The sequence below is a fragment of the Terrisporobacter vanillatitrophus genome (assembly GCF_051148895.1).
Classification (GTDB): domain Bacteria; phylum Bacillota; class Clostridia; order Peptostreptococcales; family Peptostreptococcaceae; genus Terrisporobacter; species Terrisporobacter vanillatitrophus.
On record NZ_CP154625.1, the window covers coordinates 3,690,253 to 3,709,572 of the forward strand.

At 30.7% G+C, this 19,320-nt stretch carries 16 protein-coding genes; 1 reads left to right on the top strand and 15 read right to left on the bottom strand.

Annotated elements, in window-relative coordinates; genetic code table 11:
• Nucleotides 1–37 precede the first annotated feature (37 nt).
• The 13 genes from acsC to TVTCOM_RS18125 all read right to left on the bottom strand — a co-directional run bounded on the left by acsC (nucleotide 38) and on the right by TVTCOM_RS18125 (nucleotide 16,113).
• On the bottom strand, nucleotides 38–1,387 hold the full coding sequence (gene acsC, locus TVTCOM_RS18065) for an acetyl-CoA decarbonylase/synthase complex subunit gamma (RefSeq protein WP_434797637.1): 1,350 nt from the start codon (nucleotides 1,385–1,387) through the stop codon (nucleotides 38–40).
• A 30-nt stretch (nucleotides 1,388–1,417) separates the two neighbouring features.
• Nucleotides 1,418–2,362, bottom strand: coding sequence for an acetyl-CoA decarbonylase/synthase complex subunit delta (gene acsD, locus TVTCOM_RS18070; protein WP_434797638.1), 945 nt, complete (start codon nucleotides 2,360–2,362; stop codon nucleotides 1,418–1,420).
• 19 nt (nucleotides 2,363–2,381) lie between these two features.
• Nucleotides 2,382–3,152, bottom strand: a complete 771-nt coding sequence (locus tag TVTCOM_RS18075) for a carbon monoxide dehydrogenase accessory protein CooC (protein WP_434797639.1) — start codon at nucleotides 3,150–3,152, stop codon at nucleotides 2,382–2,384.
• Nucleotides 3,153–3,201: 49 nt separating this feature from the next.
• On the bottom strand, nucleotides 3,202–4,593 hold the full coding sequence (gene lpdA / locus TVTCOM_RS18080) for a dihydrolipoyl dehydrogenase (protein WP_434797640.1): 1,392 nt from the start codon (nucleotides 4,591–4,593) through the stop codon (nucleotides 3,202–3,204).
• Nucleotides 4,594–4,626: 33 nt separating this feature from the next.
• Nucleotides 4,627–5,508 carry a methylenetetrahydrofolate reductase gene (locus tag TVTCOM_RS18085; protein WP_434797641.1) on the bottom strand — a complete coding sequence of 294 codons (882 nt, stop codon included), beginning with the start codon at nucleotides 5,506–5,508 and terminating at the stop codon, nucleotides 4,627–4,629.
• Between the two features lie 32 nt (nucleotides 5,509–5,540).
• Entirely contained in the window at nucleotides 5,541–6,215 is a 675-nt protein-coding gene (locus tag TVTCOM_RS18090) for a methylenetetrahydrofolate reductase C-terminal domain-containing protein (RefSeq protein WP_434797642.1), read from the bottom strand.
• A gap of 49 nt (nucleotides 6,216–6,264) precedes the next feature.
• Nucleotides 6,265–7,122, bottom strand: coding sequence for a bifunctional 5,10-methylenetetrahydrofolate dehydrogenase/5,10-methenyltetrahydrofolate cyclohydrolase (locus TVTCOM_RS18095; protein WP_434797643.1), 858 nt, complete (start codon nucleotides 7,120–7,122; stop codon nucleotides 6,265–6,267).
• Nucleotides 7,123–7,242: 120 nt separating this feature from the next.
• On the bottom strand, nucleotides 7,243–7,875 hold the full coding sequence (locus tag TVTCOM_RS18100) for a cyclodeaminase/cyclohydrolase family protein (RefSeq protein WP_434797644.1): 633 nt from the start codon (nucleotides 7,873–7,875) through the stop codon (nucleotides 7,243–7,245).
• A gap of 115 nt (nucleotides 7,876–7,990) precedes the next feature.
• Nucleotides 7,991–9,667, bottom strand: coding sequence for a formate--tetrahydrofolate ligase (locus TVTCOM_RS18105; RefSeq protein WP_434797645.1), 1,677 nt, complete (start codon nucleotides 9,665–9,667; stop codon nucleotides 7,991–7,993).
• Nucleotides 9,668–9,752: 85 nt separating this feature from the next.
• A complete protein-coding gene (locus TVTCOM_RS18110) occupies nucleotides 9,753–10,538 on the bottom strand; it encodes an AAA family ATPase (protein ID WP_434797646.1) in 786 nt (261 codons plus the stop codon).
• 144 nt (nucleotides 10,539–10,682) lie between these two features.
• Nucleotides 10,683–12,641, bottom strand: a complete 1,959-nt coding sequence (gene cooS / locus TVTCOM_RS18115; RefSeq protein ID WP_434797647.1) for an anaerobic carbon-monoxide dehydrogenase catalytic subunit — start codon at nucleotides 12,639–12,641, stop codon at nucleotides 10,683–10,685.
• 561 nt (nucleotides 12,642–13,202) lie between these two features.
• A complete protein-coding gene (locus TVTCOM_RS18120; RefSeq protein WP_434797648.1) occupies nucleotides 13,203–14,351 on the bottom strand; it encodes a tetratricopeptide repeat protein in 1,149 nt (382 codons plus the stop codon).
• Entirely contained in the window at nucleotides 14,341–16,113 is a 1,773-nt protein-coding gene (locus tag TVTCOM_RS18125; RefSeq protein WP_434797649.1) for a B12-binding domain-containing radical SAM protein, read from the bottom strand. The genes TVTCOM_RS18120 and TVTCOM_RS18125 overlap by 11 nt, the downstream gene beginning before the upstream one ends.
• A gap of 122 nt (nucleotides 16,114–16,235) precedes the next feature.
• Between TVTCOM_RS18125 and TVTCOM_RS18130 the strand changes: the two genes are divergently transcribed.
• On the top strand, nucleotides 16,236–16,436 hold the full coding sequence (locus tag TVTCOM_RS18130) for a hypothetical protein (RefSeq protein WP_018592055.1): 201 nt from the start codon (nucleotides 16,236–16,238) through the stop codon (nucleotides 16,434–16,436).
• 3 nt (nucleotides 16,437–16,439) lie between these two features.
• Here TVTCOM_RS18130 and TVTCOM_RS18135 read toward each other — a convergent pair whose 3' ends face one another.
• Both TVTCOM_RS18135 and argS read right to left on the bottom strand, forming a co-directional pair.
• A complete protein-coding gene (locus tag TVTCOM_RS18135) occupies nucleotides 16,440–17,369 on the bottom strand; it encodes a hypothetical protein (protein ID WP_434797650.1) in 930 nt (309 codons plus the stop codon).
• A gap of 206 nt (nucleotides 17,370–17,575) precedes the next feature.
• Entirely contained in the window at nucleotides 17,576–19,276 is a 1,701-nt protein-coding gene (gene argS / locus TVTCOM_RS18140; RefSeq protein WP_434797651.1) for an arginine--tRNA ligase, read from the bottom strand.
• Nucleotides 19,277–19,320 lie beyond the last annotated feature (44 nt).

Here is a 19,320-nt window from a genome sequence, read left to right on the forward strand (position 1 = left end):
ATGTTTATATGATTTTATTAATAAAATAAAACTTTATCTATTTTCCATATTTCTCTTTTAAGAATTTTGGAAGTTCCATAGCTTCTGGAGTACCAACTATAACATTCCAATCTGGTAAGTTATCTTGTACATCTGCTTGTATAACAGCAACTTTACCTGGTATGATTAAATCTCTACTCTTAGTCATATCAGCTATACCGCATTCTTTAACAAAGTTACCTATTACACTACCACCAAATTTACCAGCAGCCCAAGAAGTAAGAACTGAATATCCACCAGCATCTGGTATTACTAACCAACAAGGAACTTTAGATCTTTCAAGTTCACCAGTTACTACGAAGTAAGTTAATGCAAAGTCAACAGTTACTAAAACTGGAGAATTTTCATCTGGGTTATTTATTGGATAAACTTTAGTTTCAACTCTCATTGGTTTTTGAGGGTCAGTAAATAAGTTTTGTCTTAAAGCATATAATGGTAATGCTTTTGCATAATTTATGTCATCTATTACTATTATAGAACCATATTTAACTGTAAATGTAGATGATAATGCAACTTCCATCATGTCATCTCCATTAGCTAATTTATTTACGAATACTATAGATGGGTATCCAAAAGTTCTATCTTGTTCTTTTAATGCTATTCTTCTTACTTGAACTGCATTAACATAAGTATCTTTTACAGTTTCACCTGTTACATCAAGTATTAATTCTTTATATCCAGCTTTTTGAACTAATTCTGTTGTTTCATATAGCTCTTCTAAGCTAGCAGCTTTTAAACCTAATGCTAGGTTGTCACCTTTAACTACATCTATCATAGCTTCGTAGTTATCTTTAGTTGCTCCAACTACTACTGGGTTTAATCCAGCAAGTTCTGCAACTGCTTCTTTTGCTACTTCTGCATCATCTACATTTAAGATGAAGGCAACTTTAGTTTGATCTTTTAATTTTTTAATTACATTTAAGAAGTTTTCTTTGTTTCCGCTATATGTAACGCAAGCAAATTCAGCCTTCATTATTTCTCCGATTCTTTCATATTCTACAGCTTTTATATTAGCTATTTTAGCATCTACTTGTTCTTCAGTCATACAATCGCAGAATGCTACAGCATATCTATTTTTACTTACTAAAGTTTTTTCATGTCTAAATAATACAGTTTCTCCACCTAGAGTATACTCATTTTCTCCAGCTCCAACTTTTAAAGTTTTCATTGGAGGTGCAGTAGCCTCTGATAATTTTTGTATTGCTTCATCAGACATGTGTGGACATTTTTCAACTTCAACCGCTCCCCCAGCAACCTTCATAGAGAAAGCCATACAAGTTGGAAATCCACATTCTTTACAGTTTTTCTTTGGTGTTAATTTAAATATATCTAAAGCTTTTAGTGCCATTATTTTATCCCCCTAACCTTACAAATATTATTAAGCTAACTCGCTTATAAGTGATTTTATAGTTTTTACTGATTCTGGATGACGAAGTATTACAGCATCAGATCCGCCTACTAAAACAGCTGTTGCAGTAGAAACTTCCATTGCTATACTTCTCTTTTCACTGCATCCCCATTCTGGTTGATCTGCTTCATCAGCTATAGCTTCTTTAACATGACCAACTTCAAAAGAAACTGGTGTAACTATTGGTATTTGTAATTGCTTATCATTTTGATTGAAAGCAGCAAGTCTTATTCTATCCATTGTAGATGCAACATACTCATATCCATATCCAACAGCTGAACACCCAATGTTCATAACTATATTTTCAGGTTTAACACCTAATTGAGTTAACAAAACATTCATTTGTTTAGCTAAGTTTATATCAACAGCTGATTCTGCTCCAACTTTTTGATTATATGCTAATCCTGCAGCAGCACCTACTTCTTTGTAGTTATCTTCAACTGCAGATAATATTAAAACATTTTTACCTTCTAAAGCTTCTGCAACTTTAGCAAATAATTTACCATCTTTTTCAGAAACTCCACATCCTGCAACTACTAAAGGTAAATCTATTGCATCAGCAACTTTTTTAGCTACTTCTGCACATTCTTCAGGAGATTTATCATCAGTATTAGGATCAGCTCCTACAAATCTTAAGCATACAAAATCTGCTTCTGTATTATCTTGAACATATTTTGCCCAAGCAGCAGGGTCATTTGCTACATCTTTGTACATTTCTTTGTAACTATCAATCCAAGTATCTGGATATACATCATTTATTTCTATCCCTACTTTTTGAACATTACCTGTATCACCATCAAAGCTATAGAATGGTAATACATTCTCTCCACCTAGTTTTATAGCTTTTTCTCCTGTTCCTATTACTACTTCACTTACTTTTCCAGAACTCTTTTGAACAGACATTTTAAATGCCATATTTTTTTCCCCCTTAAGCCTATTTTAATTCTAATTTTGCCACTATTTCTTCCATGGCTAATCTAGATTTTGATTCTTTTGGTAATTTCACTAATGGAATTCCATCTGAATCATATTTATATATTAATTCATCTAAAGGTACAACACCTAGAAGGTCTAAATTATGCTTATTAATTTCTTCTTTTACACCATCATTTAATATACCATCTGGTGCTTTATTTACTATAAGATAAACCTTTCCAACACTTAAGCTTAATTCAATAGCTAAGTCTCTAATTCTTGCAACAGCTTGGATACTTCTTCTTGAACAGTCACTAACTAATAACAAAGTGTCTATATGTTTAGTTGTTTTTCTACTTAAATGTTCCATACCTGCTTCATTATCAGTAATAACATAATTGTACTGGCCAGAAATCTGTTTAACTTGTTCTCTTAGTATTCCATTTACGAAGCAGTAACAGCCTTCGCCTTCAGATCTACCCATTACTATCAAGTCATATCCGTTTCCTTCTACTAATATAGAATTTAATTTCCATTGTAAAAACTGAGCTTTTGTCATACCTCCAGGAAATGAATCTCCTCTTTTTTCTGTCATATTAGCTTCTTCTCTAATTTGACCTATAGTTTCCTCAACTTCAACACCTAACACTTCATTAATATTAGCATTGGCATCAGCATCAACTACTAGAATTGGTTTTTTATTTTCTTTTAATAATATGTCTATTAAAAGCCCTGTAAGACTTGTTTTACCAGTTCCACCTTTTCCTGCTACTGCTATGTTATAACTCATTTTAGGATTTCCTCCTTAACAGAGCTTTTTTCTTACTCTGTTGCTTAACTTATAAAGATGATGGTACTGAGTGAACGCATTCTCCATGAACATCATGTAATGCTTCCATAATACCTTCTGATAAGCTTGGATGTGCATGTATTACTCTTCCTACATCCTTAGCTTTTAGTCCTAAACCTACTGCTAGAGATAATTCAGTTAATAAGTCTGTACAATGAGGTCCTACTAAAGTTGCTCCTATTATTACATCATCTTTATCAACTAATACTTTGATAAATCCTTGTAATTTTCCGATTGCTTTAGCTTTACCTAAACCTCTAAAGTCAAATTTACCAACATGATATTCTACGCCTTCAGCTTTTAATTCATCTTCTGTTTTACCTACACCTGCTACTTCAGGTTCTGTATATACACAACTTGGGATAGATTTATAATTAACTGTTTCGCCATTTCCTTTTACTGCATTTTCTGCAGCTACCATACCTTCAGCAGATGCAACGTGTGCAAGCATTGCCCCTGGTATAATATCACCTATAGCGTAAACACCTTCAAGATTTGTTTCCATATATTCATTTACTTCAATGAATCCTCTGTCAGTCATTTTAACACCAGCTTCAGCTACACCAGAGTTAGCTAAGTTTGGTTTTCTTCCTGTACAAAGTAATACTACTTCTGCTTCTAAAGATTTGCCGTTATTTAAGTTAAGTTTAACCATGTCATCACTAACTTCAAAACTGTCAGTTGCAACATTACACATAACTTTTATTTTGTCTTTCTTGAATTGTCTTGCAAGAGCTTTAGCACCGTCTGAATCCATTCTTCCTAATATTTGTGGAAGAACTTCTATTATAGTTACTTTAGTTCCTAGTGAAGAATAGAATTGACCTATTTCAGATCCTATAACTCCTCCACCTATAATAACTAAAGATTTTGGTAATTTTTCTAAACTTAATACTTCATCAGAAGTTATAACATTCTTACCATTGTAAGGCATGAATGGGAATACTGTAGGTATAGAACCGTTAGCTAATATTATTTTATCAGCTTTAACTTCTTCTACACTTCCATCATCTTTAGTAACTTCTATAGTATTTTTATCAATTAGTTTTCCAAATCCATCTATTTTTTTAACTCCTCTTTTATCGAAAAGGAATTGGATTCCTGCAACTAATTCATCAGTTACTTTTTGTTTTCTAGCTACTATAGCTTCAAAATCAGGTTTAATTTCCCCTTCTACATTAATACCAAAATTTTTAGCCTCTTGAACTGTTCTTAATACATCACTAGAAGCTAATAATGCTTTAGTTGGTATACAACCAACATTTAAGCAAGTTCCACCTAGTTTATTTTTTTCTATTACTGTTACTTCAGCACCAAGCATAGCTGCTTTTAAAGCTGCTACATATCCTCCTGGGCCACCACCAATTACTGCAACTTTCATGTTCAATCCCCCATTTAACCTAAAACAAAATTTTTATAACCCTGCTTCATCTAATATTTTTGGAACATTCTCTTCTGCACCAATTGCCATTATATGTACACCGTCGCATAAGTTTTCTTCTTTAAGCTGTTTAATAAATTCTCCAGCCATCTTAATACCTTCTTGTACATAATTACCTTTACCAGCTGCTTTTAATCTTTCTATTTGATCATCTGGAACAAATATACCAGGAACATTAGCCGTCATAAACTTAGCCATTCCAGGTGATTTTAATGGAACTATACCAGCCATAATTTTACAATCAAGGTCTTTAGTAAGTTCTCTAAACTTTCTCATATGCTCTATATCATAAACTGCTTGAGTTTGGAAAAATTTTGCTCCAGCTTTTATTTTCTTTTTCATTTTTAATATTTGAACATCTATCGGATCATATTCCGGTGTAACACAAGCTCCTAAATAGAAGTTTGTTTTTCCTTGTAATTCTAGCCCAACACTATCTGTTCCTGCATTTAATGTAGATGCTGTTTTTAATATACTTACAGAATCTAAATCATATACTGGTTTAGCTTTTGGATGATCCCCTACACTTGTATGGTCTCCTGTTAATGCTAATAAATTATCTATTCCGAATACACCAGCAGAAAGCATTTCACCTTCTATTGCGATTCTATTTCTATCTCTACCAGTAATTTGTATAACTGGCTCTAGTCCTATATCTTTTAATAATTTACATGTTGCAAGAGATGTTGCTCTCATTACAGCCGATTGGAAATCTGTTACGTTTGCAGCATGAACTCTTCCAACGCATAATTTAGCACATTCTATTAAGTGAGAAAGATCTGTACCTTTTGGTGGTGCCATCTCTGCAGTTACAGCGAATTCTCCTCTTTCAAATGCTTCTTGTAACTTACTCATGAAAATAATCCCCCTTTAATAACCTTTACTTCTTAGGCTTCAGCCTCAGCTTTTTTATTTACATTGTGTCGTCTTGGATTAAGTTGTTTAGAATAATCTTTTGGTTCTCTAACTTCTAATAAATTATCTAATTGGTCTAATGACTTAAGTCTGTCATAGATCATCACCCATGCACATTCATTGTCAGGGCTAACTTCACATTTACCATTTTTAGCTCCACCACATGCACCGTTTATTAAACCTTTTGCACACATAGTAACTGGACAAATTCCACCAGTCCAACCAAGTTCACATTCTCCACATGCTTTACAAGCTTCTTCAAATTGACCAACTCTTTCTACTTCACCTATAAATAAAGTATTATTAGCTGGATAAACAGGAATATTTTGTTTTTTTGTGTTTTTAACTATAGTCTGAGTTCCATCTCCACATGCTAATGATAATATTGCATCAGCATCCTTTAATTCATCTTTCAATCCTTTAAATTCTTTTTTCCCTAATAATAAGTTACAAGCTGTATCTGGAAGTAAGTACCCTAATACTTCTTTTCCTTCAGCTTCTAATAAAGCTTTCATTTCCTGTAATTCAGGCTCACCACCAGTTTTACTAGCAGCTGCACATTGGTTACATCCTACTAATATAACCTTTTTAGCATCTTTTAAAAATCCTAGTATTTCAGCCATTGGTTTTCTATCAGAAATTACCATAGATATTTTCCCCCCAAAGTTTTACTATTTCAAATACATATTGAGTCTATTACATGTTGTTTTGTTGTTTACATGCTTTTATTACATGTTTAGCAAGTATAGAAGTTGTTACTGAACCAACACCTGCTGGAACTGGAGTTACCATTGATGCTTTTCCAACAACATCATCAGTATCAACATCTCCACAAATTCCTCCGCCTTCTGGCTTAGCATTTATACCAACATCTATTACTACTGCACCTTCTTTAACATAGTCAGCAGTAACCATTCTAGCTCTACCAACACCTGCAACTAATACATCTGCATCAGCACAAACTTTTGGTAAGTCTTTAGTTTTTGAGTGGCAAATTGTAACTGTAGCATTTTCACCAAGTAATAACATAGATACTGGTTTACCTACTACCATTGATCTGCCTAATACAACTACATTAGCTCCTTTTAGTGGAACATTATAATGTTTTAATATTTCCACAACTGCTGTAGGAGTACATGGAGGGAATCCAGTTTTATCTCCTTCCATTAATTTTGCAGTGTTCATAGGACTAAAACAATCAACATCTTTTTCTGGTGCTATAACATTTTTTATTACTTCTTCGTCTATACCTTCTGGTAATGGTCTAAAAGTTAATATTCCATGTACTGAAGAGTCATTATTTAATTTTTGTAATGTTTCTATGTATTGTTCTTGAGTTGTTCCATCTGCTAACTCAGTAACTTCTGTTGTAATTCCTATTGTTTCACATTTTTTAAGAGCTCCTTTTTCATAAGAAAGGTCATTAGGTTTTGCACCAACTCTTAAAATAGCTAGTTTAGGTTGTATACCATCTTTAACTAAGGCTTCACATTCACCTTTTAACACTTCACTAAGTGCGTCTCCAACTGGTTTACCTTTAATAATTTCTCCCACTCTGTTTCTCCTCCCACATTTCTAAAGATTATTTTCCGTATTGTCATTAATTAAATTATATACTTATCTTATTATCTTCGCTTTTATATAAATAGTTTTGTATAAAAATATATTTTTATTTTATCCTAAAGCAACTAATACTTTTTGATATACTTCATCACAAATTTTAACTCCGTCTTGTACCAATTGATTACATTCTTTTTCTATTTTCTCTGCATATTCTCTATCTTTCATTGAATTAACATTGATTATTACATTTAATTGTCCTGATAATATGGCCGCTCTTAAGCACTGAACTCCACATCCTACATCACTTATTGCAAGTTTAGAACCTTTATCAACAAGTTCTTCATGTAGTTTTATAGAGTCGAAGCATAATCTAACTATATTCATAGGTACTTCACATGCAACTTTCAAGCATTTTTCCATTGTTTCAGCTTTATATTGCTTTTCTTCTTCAGTAGAAGTTGGAAGACCATAAGCTTTTGATAATGGATAAAATCCTTCTGCATCTTTATCTATCATAGATAATAATTCTTCTTCTAGTTTTGCTGCTTTAGCTAGTATTTCTTGAATTGCTTCTTCATACTGAGCATATTTTTTCTTTCCAGTAGTCAAGTTACAAACCATACTTCCTAGGGCCATTCCTATGGCTCCAGCAAGTGCAGCTGCTCCTCCGCCTCCAGGTACTGCAGCCTTAGACGCTAATACTTCTATAAAATCCACACAACTTTTTTGTGCCATACTTTCCATAAGAAATTTTGCCTCCTTAAGTATTCAAGATAATCCCATAGTAGTGCACAAGATAATACTGTGCACTACTTATTGTATATTTAATTATGTTAATTTATATTTTTATGTTTTAAGCCTAGAATAATCCTGAAATTACTCCGTTTTCATCAACATCTATTCTTTCAGCAGCTGGACGTTTTGGAAGACCTGGCATTTTCATTATTTCACCAGTAAGTGCAACAACAAATCCTGCACCAGCAGAAACTGTTACCTGTCTTACTGTAATCTTAAATCCAGTTGGTCTACCTAATACGTTTAGATCATCAGTTAAAGAATATTGAGTTTTTGCCATACATACTGGCATATTTCCAAATCCTAATCCTTCTAATCTAGCTAATTCTTTTTTAGCTTGTGGTGTGAAGTTTACACCATCAGCTCCGTATATCTTAGTAGCTATTGCTTCTATTTTTTCTACTAATGTTAACTCATCTTCATAGCAGAATTGGAAGTCATTTTCTTGTTCACAAAGTCTTACTACTTCTTCAGCAAGTTCGATTCCACCTTCTCCACCTTTAGCCCATACTTGAGATAAAGCAACATTAACACCTAATTCTTTACATTTAGCTCTAACTAATTCTACTTCTTCAGGTGCATCAGTTGGGAATTCATTTATAGCAACTACTGCAGGTAATTTATAAACTTGAGTTATATTTTCAACATGTTTTAATAAGTTTGGAAGACCAGCTTCTAAAGCTTCTAAGTTAGTTTCATTTAAATCAGCTTTAGCAACTCCACCATTGTATTTAAGTGCTCTAACTGTAGCAACTATTATAACAGCATCTGGTTTTAAGTTAGCCATTCTACATTTTATATCTAAGAATTTTTCAGCACCAAGGTCAGCACCGAATCCACCCTCAGTAACAACATAATCTGCAAAGTGCATAGCCATTCTAGTAGCTATAACAGAGTTACATCCATGAGCTATATTAGCAAATGGTCCACCATGTACGAAAGCAGGTGTTCCTTCTAAAGTTTGAACTAAGTTTGGTTTTAAAGCATCTTTTAATAAAGCAGCCATAGCACCATTAGCTTTTAATTGTTCAGCTGTAACTGGTTGTCCTTCAAAGTTATAACCAACAACTATTCTTCCTAATCTAGCTTTTAAATCCATTATGTCACTTGCTAAACAGAAAGCAGCCATTACTTCTGAAGCAACTGTTATATCAAATCCATCTTCTCTTGCTATACCATCAGCTCTAGAACCTAAACCATCAACAACATTTCTAAGTTGTCTATCGTTCATGTCTACACATCTTCTCCAAGTAATAGTTCTTGAATCTATTCCAAGTTCATTACCTTGATGCATATGGTTGTCTAGCATTGCAGCTAATAAGTTATTAGCAGCACCTATAGCATGGAAATCACCAGTAAAGTGTAAGTTTATATCTTCCATTGGAACAACTTGAGCATATCCACCACCTGCTGCTCCACCTTTAATACCAAATACTGGTCCTAAAGAAGGTTCTCTTAATGCAACAAGAACATTTTTACCAAGTTTTTGTAAACCATCAGCAACACCTATAGTAGTAGTTGTTTTTCCTTCTCCTGCTGGAGTAGGGTTTATAGCCGTAGTTAATATTAACTTAGCTTTTTTACCACCATTGTCTTTTTTTAATAGATTGTAATCTACTTTAGCTTTGTACTTACCATATAACTCTAAGTCATCCTCTGTTAAACCTAATTTTTTACCTATTTCTCTAATATCTAGAGGTTTTGCTTCTTGAGCAATTTCAATATCTGATTTGAATCCCATAACTATTCCTCCCACAGTTTTTATAATAAGCAGTAAAAAGTATTTTTTATGTACTATTACTGTTTTAATCTTACTTTATCAATTCTTAACTGTTATGATTCTTTATTTCAACTAGCTTATTTTTAATAGCTTTTATTTCATTTCTAGTTGCTTCACTTATATCGTAAGGAGATTGGTTTGCTCTATCTGAATCAATTACTTGTTGATTATAATGAATAAATCCTAAAGCTTCCCCATCTTCAAGATTGCCCTTTATAAACTCAATATCTTCATTATTTCTCATTTTATTTCCAACTACGTATACTTTTTTAACACCTATATCATTACCAAGTTTTTTAACTTTTCTATATGTTTGTAAACTTCTTTCACCAGGTTCAACTACTACTATAAATGCATCAACACCTTGAGCTGTACCTCTTCCTAAATGCTCAATTCCTGCCTCCATATCCATTACAACAACATCATTGCTTTGTAATATTAGATGTGAGCAGAGTCTTTTTAATAGGACATGCTCTGGACATACGCATCCAGATCCTCCTGTATCAACAGTACCTAATGTTAACAATCCTACTCCATTATGCTCTTTACAATACTTTTCTGGAATATCATCTACTTTTGGATTTAATTTGAACATTTTATTAAAAGTACCTTCACTAGTAGCAGTTCTTTCTGATACTAAGTTTTTCATTTCAGATATTGGTACGATTGATTCATAGACATCTTTTGGAAAACCTAATGCTAAAGCTAGATTGGCATCTGGATCTGCATCAACAGCCACAACTCTAAAGCCTTCATCTGCAAACATTCTTGCTATCATTGAGGAAAAAGTTGTCTTACCTACCCCACCTTTTCCTGTTATTGCTATTTTCATATTCTCCCTCATCTCCCGTCCTTAGTGTATTGTCTTAAATTTAATAAAAAGCTAATTTTTATCTAAATACATACAGTTAGTTTATTGTTAATTGAATATTAACAATAAACTAACTTTTATTAATTTAATTTTTTAAATTATTTATTATTCAGCAGCTACTTCTGCTAATCTTTTATCTAAAACTTTTTCTTGATATAAAGCTTCAAATGCTGGACGTTTAGCTTCTATATCATCCATTATCATCTTAGCTAATTCTTCTGCATTTTCATTTACATGGAAACAAGCTCCAACTTTGTCTTTTAATTCTCCACATAATATTTCAACAGCTCTTGAAGAACCTGTAACCGGAGGCATAACTCCTAAATAAGTATCTATACCATTTGCTACAACATAATTACCTATAGCTATGGCTTTTTCTGACATCCATTCTGGAGCACAACCAGCAACTGGAAGATCTGGTATATCCATTCCTAACATATTAGCAACTAATGTACATACATTTATTATACGAGAGTTATCAACACAAGATCCTAAATGTATTACTGGAGGTATATCAACTAATTCACAAACTGTCGCTAAACCTTTTCCTGCATATTTAGGTGCATTTTCTTTTAACATTAATCCATTTTTAGCTGCTGCAGAAGCACCACAACCTGTAGTTACTACTAAGAAATCATTTTTAATTAACTCTTTTATTATAGTTAAATGATTGTAATTAGATGGTGTTTTAGCATTATTACATCCAACAACACCTACAACCCCTCTTATTACACCTGATGCAAGAACATCTACTAATGGTTTTAATGTATCCATTTCATCTATTTGAGTATTAACAACATTATTTAATTGTCCAACTATAGCTTCTTCAGCATATCCAACCATACCTTCTGATTTTAAATCTGGAACTAAAACTTTAGAAGCATCTCTATTTTTAAAGTTCATTATAGCTTCTCTAACTATAGTTTTAGCATCTTCCATTGCTGTCTCTTCATGGAATTCCATGTGAGTAGCTCCAGTTATTCTAGCCTTTGGAGATGTAGTTATAAATTTAGTATGATAATGACTAGATAATTCAGGTAATGCTGGGAATATACATTGAACGTCAACTACCATGGCTTCAACAGCTCCAGTTATTATAGCTAGTTCTTGTTGATGGAAGTCACCAGCTATTTTAACACCATGTCTCATAGTTAATTCATTACCTGTACAGCATATACCAGATAAAGTTATTCCATCTGCTCCAACTTCTTTAGCTAATTCTTGCATTTCTGGTAATTCAGAAGCAGCAACTATCATTTCTGATAATGTTGGTTCGTGTCCATGAAGAATTATATTTACATTATTTCCTGCTAATACATTTAAGTTTGCTTCAGTATGTACTGGTTTTGGAGTACCAAACATAATATCTGATAATATTGTACCAATTGAAGATCCAACCCAGTCACCTAAAGAGCATCTCATACCAGTAAGAATTAGCGATTCTATATCAGAACAACATCCTATATGAGTAGCATGCATTACTGTAGCTACTTCTCTATCTATAGCTCTTACTTCTATACCTAACTTTTTCCATAGATCTTGTCTAGCTTGTGTAGCTCTTTTTAACATTTTTGAAGTTCCGAAAGGTCTACCAAATTCCATTAAACATTCTTCAGCTACTTCATGAGCTAAGTCATATATATCTTTACCTTCAGATTCAATTCCTAAGAATTGAGCAAAGTCCTTTAGTTTTTGTGGTTCTTTTATTTGATAATCTCCACCAGGATTAGTTAATGCTAATGTATGAGTTATATCTCTAGCATGGTCTGAATGGGCAGCAGCACCAGCAGCACACATTCTTGCAAAGTTTCTACCAACTATAGTATGCTCATCAGCACCACAAAGTCCTCTTGGAGTTTTAGCACTTATTCTACATGGTCCCATACCACAGTTTCTACAACATACACCTTGAAGACCGAAACCACATTGAACTTTGTATCCTAATTTTCTTTTATACATAGTTTCAACGCCATCTTTTTCAGCCTTTTCTATTAATACCTTACTATTTAAGTCAACTGTCATGTTTTGCATTTGCTCAAGAACATTAATATCTTTTTTTTCCATATTCTTTTTCCCCTCTTTGTGTAATTTTTTAACCCTATTTTGAAACAACAAAAAGATGCCTTAAGTATATATTTCAATATATTTAAAAAAATATATGATAAACAAAATTATTAGGAGATTGTCCTACTAATTTAAAAAAATTAATTTTTTCACAAGCATAGACATAATTTGTTATATTCAAATAACATTAAACGCACAACTGTCTACCGCTCTTATACAATTTTAAAAAGATCGTTCTCTGTAGATTAATTATTTGGAATTATTTTGTCGATGGAAATTTAGATTAGAATATAGTAAGATTAAATTTGTCATAATTTATTTCCATTTTTTTCATTTAGTCACTTTAATTAGATTATATATTAATTTGCTTGAATTGTATACCGATTTACATTTTAAAAATAGCATTTATAATCATTCTTTTTTTAATTTCCTTTATAGAATCATGATTTTTTTCTTTCATAAATATTCTTTTTTTGCAAAAAGCCATAGCAAGAGATAATTTATCTCTAACTACGGCTTTTTTTGTAAAAGATATAAAGTTTTTTAAATATAACTTTTTAATTAGTTAACTCTATAATTATTCAGCTCTCTCATGCATGAAATTGTTATTTCGTCTTCTGGATTCAATTCATAAGCTCTTTCTATATAGTAAATGGCATCATCAATATCTCCTGTATTTAAATATGCCATTCCTAGATTGCAAAGAATTTCAGGATCTTCTTTTATTTTTGCTGCTTGTTCTAATAGTTCAACAGCTCTATCCATATTAAATGATGAAGCTTCACACAAAGCAAGTTCCACTAAAGTATCTACTTGTTTAGGTCTTATCATTAGTATTTTTTCAAAATAAAGCATAGCTTTATCTATTTCTTCCATATTTTTATAAGCTATACCAATAATAAATAATAAGTTCCACCAGTCGTTGTATTCTTCTTCCAATGGTAATAGTTTTTCAAGACCTTCTTCAAATTTTCCTTGGAATACTAAAGAATACCCTTCTTCATATTTAACTTTATAATCCATTTTACCTAGATTTTCTTGTATTTCTGATATTGTATCTTCATCTAAGCCTAGCTTCATTCCTTCTTCCCATATTGCTTTAGCTTTAATATATTGGCTTTGATTGTAATAATGATATCCTAAATGATAATATGCTAAAGCAAAATCTTCATCCATATTAATTATTTCTTCAAGTTTTTCTCCCGCTTCTAATAAAAATGCATTCATTGCATTTGCATCACCGTCTTTTTGATAAGTTGTTGCAACTTCTTGACATACAATGGCATAATTATAAAGTCCTTCAATATCATTAGGATATAATGTAATTAACCCTTTGATATAAATTAATGCATCTGTATATTCTCCAAGCTCAAAGTATTTTCTAGACATATATCCAGCATAAGATCTTACATCAAAGTTTACTTTTTTCTCAAGAGCACTCAAGAATTTTTTATATTCAATGTTATATTTAAACTCTGGATCAATACCTATTATATATATCATTGCATCTGCTATAGACATTGAGTTTAATCCTTCTTGTGCTGTCTTTTCCTTTATTCCTTTAACAAGAACCTCATTTTTTATAGGTACATTTAAGCCTTCTTTTGGTATTTCATATCCATCTAAATGAAAATCTCCATCTTTTTTTACAGTTATAAATGCAAGTTCTTCAGTTTTTCTAAGTAAATATTTATCTATTTTAAACTTCATCTTCTTCTCCTACCTTTACAGTATAAGTTTTTGACTTATCAAATACTTTGTTAGTATTATAGTCAAATAATATTACAGTTTCTTTCTTTTCTAATTTTGCACCAATATTTTCTTTTAATCTTAAAATATCATATTTAAATGATTCAAAATGAATATATTTTAAGATATATTTTGTTGGTGTATCAGCAAACTCAGGTAAGTATTGTTTAAGATTGTCCACATTATGTAGGAAATCATGACACTTACTTTTAAAATTATTTACTTCTATTTTGTTGAAAATAGTTGGAACTGTTGATATTTTACCTAATGATAAATAATCATATTTTAATATCTCACTAAATAGGTCATTATCATTATTTATTTTCTCATTATAGAAATCTAACAATATTTTATATAACTGATTTTTTCCTTGAGCCATATGAAAGTATCCCATTTCTTCAAAATATGTTGAAAATTCTTCAAAGAATTTAAATGGACTTTCACTGTAGTAATTTTGAATTATATATTCTAAAGAAAGTGGGAAGTTATTAGAGTTATAATAAGTTTCTAATATTTCTTCTATATCTTTTATTTTTAATATTTCGTCATAGCTTATAAAATCATTATATAAAATTTCGTATGGAGCGTAATCTTTAAATCTATATCCATATTTTTCTGCATTATATCTCATACCTGTTCCTTTAATCATCTTTAAAAAACCAAGTTGTAATTGTTCTATTCCTAAATTAAACACATCATTGAAAGACTCTTCAAATCTTTCATACCCTTCATAAGGAAGACCTGCTATTAAATCTAAATGTTGATGTATATTTCTAAATGATTTTATAGTCTTTACAACGTGAGATAATTTTTCAAAATCATCCATTCTCCCTACTGCATCTAAAGTTTTTTGATTAGTGCTTTGTACTCCTATTTCAAATTGGAATAATCCTTCCTTACAATCTTTTAGGAAGTTAAGCATATCATCATCTAGTAAATGAGCTGTAACCTCAAAATGATAGGTTGTATAACCATTGTCATTTTCCATCAGAAAATTCATTATTTCCTTAGCAAATTTTTTATTTGCATTGAAAGTTCTATCTATAAATTTAATCTGAGATACTTTTGCATCTATAAGATTTTTTAAATCTCTTTTTACTCTATCAATACTAAAATATCTAAGCCCTTTTATAGCTGATGATAAACAGTACTGACAGTTAAATGGGCATCCTCTAGATGTCTCATAATAAACTATTCTATTTTCATATTCTTTTATATCTAAGTTATCATAAGGACTTGGTATTTCATCTAAATTTTGTAGCAATTTCATTTCTTCATTTGCTACAATGTTGCCATCTTTTCTATATACAATACCTTTTATATCTTCTATATTTTTCTTTCCTAAAAAATGTTGAGCTAAATCTCTAAATACTAGTTCACCTTCACCAAGTAATATATAATCTAAAAACTTATATTCTTCCATAGCATTTTCGCTATCATAAGTGACTTCTGGTCCACCTAGACCTATTTTAATCTCTGGTTTAACTTTCTTCAAGTTATCACATAATTTTACTATGTCATAAATATTCCATATATATGTTGAAAAGAATACTACATCATAATTATTCTTGTATATATCTTTTAAAATATAGTCTAGTTGATTATTAATTGTGTATTCTCTAATATCTACATCAACTAAATCTTTTACGCTTTCTTTTAAATATCTTATTGCCAAATTCGTATGAATAAACTTAGAATTTAGCGTAGTTAATAATATTTTCAAATATTTCACTCCTTTTTAAATTTATACTATGTTTTTATATGGTTTTTAAGTTAAAATAATATAGTAAGGTAAATTTTACAAAAATATACTAAAATCAACAATTTAGAAAGGATGTATTTATTATGGAATCTATTGATCAAGTATCTATAAATGATTTATCAAAAAGGGATTTATTATTATTGATCAAAGCTCTTGAGTTTACTGGGGAGAATACTAAACTTGATGAATTCATAAATCTCAAAAACAATATTGTCAAAGAATTATGTTTTTTAACTGAAACTACTGAACAAGAATTTATTAGCTATTTAGAAAAAAATAGTTAATTCTTATGTTTTTTTAAATTTAAAATTATATTCACCTGATTTTGATTTAACCTTTAAGTGAAGAACATTGTCTCTCAATTCTTTTGATGCAATATTTATCTTATTTAGTATAGCATCTGAGACAATCTCTCCTTCATTGTGTTTAATTAAATTCCTCGGGTCTGAATTTAAATCATAAGTTTTTTTGTTAATTACATATTTCCTTAATTTTATTATGTAATGAGACATTTGCTCAATAAAATCTATATTATCCATATTTAAATTTGATTCTTCGCCCAATATTGATAATATAGATTTTTTTATGCTTAAAACTCCTATATTGTTTACATTTCTTTCTTCTATATAAATATCATATATAACATTTAATAAATTTTTTATTATTTTTCCGTCATCATAATTGCCTACTTTTAAATCTATATAATTATCAATTAATTGTATAGCATTAATTCTAACCATTTGAAATTTTACCATATTTAGTTTTTCTAACTCAATGGAAAATCCTATAATTCTTTCCTTTAATAATTGCAATAATATGCCATACTCTATATTTTTGTTGTCCAAAATATAATGTATTGATGCATTGTACATAAGAGCCCCTATAATATACTCAAATAAATTATCATCTTTTTTAAAGTATTTAACATACTTTTGAATTAAGATTATCACTTCATCTTCTGACTTTTGAATATTAGTATTTGCAAGTATTAATGGTAGTAGAATGTTTAGTATATCATCATAAGATGGTTTTGTCCCATAAAAATTATAATATCTTAATTCATCTTTTAATCTATTATTATCTATGTATACATATCTTTGAATTTTATCGTCAATTAAACACTTAGTATTAATGATAATTAAATCAGTTAACCCTTTTTCCTCATCATTAATGTCAAAAGAGTTTAGATAAGAATTTCTTATTAAATTTTCCTTCATAAATTAACTCCCTTATAAGTCTTTTACCTAGTATTTTTATCAATTTTATTACCTTGTATTCATATACCCATAATAAGGACTTTCTAAGAATTAAAAATAGCAGCTAAAAGCTGCCATTTTTAATTCTAACTTCTTCATATTGAGCAACGGATATATCTGCAGCGAAGCAAAGATATATACGTTAGCCACACAATCAAAGCGAGTTTTTACATTCTTTCTGGTGCATGCATTCCTAATATTGCTAGCCCATTTTCTAATGTTTGTCTTGTTGCAGCAACTAAAGCAAGTCTTGCTTTTCTGATTTCTGCATCTTCAGCTATTATTGGATTATCATGATAGAATTTATTAAAGGCTTGAGCTAAATCTAGTACAAATCTTGTTACTATATGTGGCTCATTTCTTCTCATTGCAGAAACTATTGCTTTATTAAACGATCCTATTACTTTTAATACTTCTGCAGCATCTCCATCTGATAATAGTTCATAGTTTACATCTGAAGTTACTTCTTCGTTGGCTTTTCTTAAAACCGCACAACATCTAGCATGAGTATATTGAACATAAGGTCCAGTTTCTCCTTCAAAACTTAAGGTTCTTTCCCATGAGAATGTATAGTCTTTTATTCTACTGTTTGATAATTCTTGGAATACAACAGCTCCAACACCAACTTGTTTAGCTATTTCATCCACATTTTTAGCATTTGGATTTTTACCAAGAACAGTTTCCTTTGTTTTTTCTACAGCTTGTTTTAAAACATCCTCTAAGAATACTACTCTACCTTTTCTTGTAGACATAGTTCCTTCTTCTAAAGCAACCATACCAAATGGCACATGAATTAAGTCTTTTGACCATTCAAATCCCATAAGTTCTAATACTTTAAATAGTTGTTGGAAATGTAGGGCTTGCTGAGAACCAACTACATATATACATTTTTCAAAATCATAAGTGTTTTTTCTGTATATTGCTGCTGCTAAATCTCTTGTCATATATAAAGTTGAACCATCATTCTTAGTTATAAGGGCTGGCGGCATATTGTGTTCTTCTAAATCAACAATATTTGTACCTTGAGACTCTTTTAATAATCCTTTTTCTTTTATTTGAGCTATAACAGCATCCATTTTATCTGAATAGAAAGATTCACCTGCATAAGAATCAAATTCTATATCTAATAAGTCATAAACTCTAGCAAATTCTTTTAAACTTTCGTCTCTAAACCATTGCCATAATGCTTTAGCTTCTTCATCACCATTTTCTAATTTTGTAAACCAAGCTCTAGCTTCATCTTCCATTTCTGGTTTCTTTTCAGCTTCATCATGGAATTGTATATATAATTTTAATAACTCTGGTATTGGATTAGCTTCTACAGCTTCTTTATTACCCCAAAGTTTGAAAGCAACTATAAGTTTACCAAATTGAGTTCCGTAATCTCCTAAGTGATTTACTCTGACTACATTATACCCTTGAGAATCATATATTTTATATAGAGCATTACCTATAACAGTAGTTCTTATATGCCCTATATGGAAAGGCTTAGCTATATTAGGAGATGAAAAATCTATTACTACAGCTTTTTCTCCACCTAAATCACTATGACCATAATTTTCTTTTTTATTTAAAACATCTTTTATAACACTCTCAGCTAATTGTGATTTATTTACAAAAAAGTTTATATATCCACCAAGTGGCATTACTTTTGATACTTCACCCTTAGCTTCTATCTCTTCTGCTAATTCTGCAGCTATCATGTTAGGAGCTTTTCTAAATACTTTAGCTAATTTAAAGCACGGAAATGCATAATCCCCCATTTCTTTATTTGGTGGAACCTCAATTAGCGCTATTATTTCTTCTAATGTTAAATCTTCAATTTTTTCCTTAAGGCAATTAGCTATTGCTACTTTAAAATCTTGCATTATTTTCTCCTCTCTACATCATTATTCTTCTATGTTAAATTAAT

Excerpts from the sequence above, each read along its gene's own strand:
- acsC (WP_434797637.1), bottom strand. The coding sequence starts at position 1,387 with ATGGCACTAAAAGCTTTAGATATATTTAAATTAACACCAAAGAAAAAC.
- TVTCOM_RS18075 (WP_434797639.1), bottom strand. The coding sequence starts at position 3,152 with ATGAGTTATAACATAGCAGTAGCAGGAAAAGGTGGAACTGGTAAAACA.
- TVTCOM_RS18110 (WP_434797646.1), bottom strand. The coding sequence starts at position 10,538 with ATGAAAATAGCAATAACAGGAAAAGGTGGGGTAGGTAAGACAACTTTT.
- TVTCOM_RS18100 (WP_434797644.1), bottom strand. The coding sequence starts at position 7,875 with ATGGAAAGTATGGCACAAAAAAGTTGTGTGGATTTTATAGAAGTATTA.
- TVTCOM_RS18135 (WP_434797650.1), bottom strand. The coding sequence starts at position 17,369 with ATGAAGGAAAATTTAATAAGAAATTCTTATCTAAACTCTTTTGACATT.
- TVTCOM_RS18085 (WP_434797641.1), bottom strand. The coding sequence starts at position 5,508 with ATGAGTAAGTTACAAGAAGCATTTGAAAGAGGAGAATTCGCTGTAACT.
- cooS (WP_434797647.1), bottom strand. The coding sequence starts at position 12,641 with ATGGAAAAAAAAGATATTAATGTTCTTGAGCAAATGCAAAACATGACA.
- TVTCOM_RS18130 (WP_018592055.1), top strand. The coding sequence starts at position 16,236 with ATGGAATCTATTGATCAAGTATCTATAAATGATTTATCAAAAAGGGAT.
- argS (WP_434797651.1), bottom strand. The coding sequence starts at position 19,276 with ATGCAAGATTTTAAAGTAGCAATAGCTAATTGCCTTAAGGAAAAAATT.
- TVTCOM_RS18105 (WP_434797645.1), bottom strand. The coding sequence starts at position 9,667 with ATGGGATTCAAATCAGATATTGAAATTGCTCAAGAAGCAAAACCTCTA.
- TVTCOM_RS18090 (WP_434797642.1), bottom strand. The coding sequence starts at position 6,215 with ATGGTAATTTCTGATAGAAAACCAATGGCTGAAATACTAGGATTTTTA.
- TVTCOM_RS18120 (WP_434797648.1), bottom strand. The coding sequence starts at position 14,351 with ATGAAGTTTAAAATAGATAAATATTTACTTAGAAAAACTGAAGAACTT.
- lpdA (WP_434797640.1), bottom strand. The coding sequence starts at position 4,593 with ATGAAAGTTGCAGTAATTGGTGGTGGCCCAGGAGGATATGTAGCAGCT.
- acsD (WP_434797638.1), bottom strand. The coding sequence starts at position 2,362 with ATGGCATTTAAAATGTCTGTTCAAAAGAGTTCTGGAAAAGTAAGTGAA.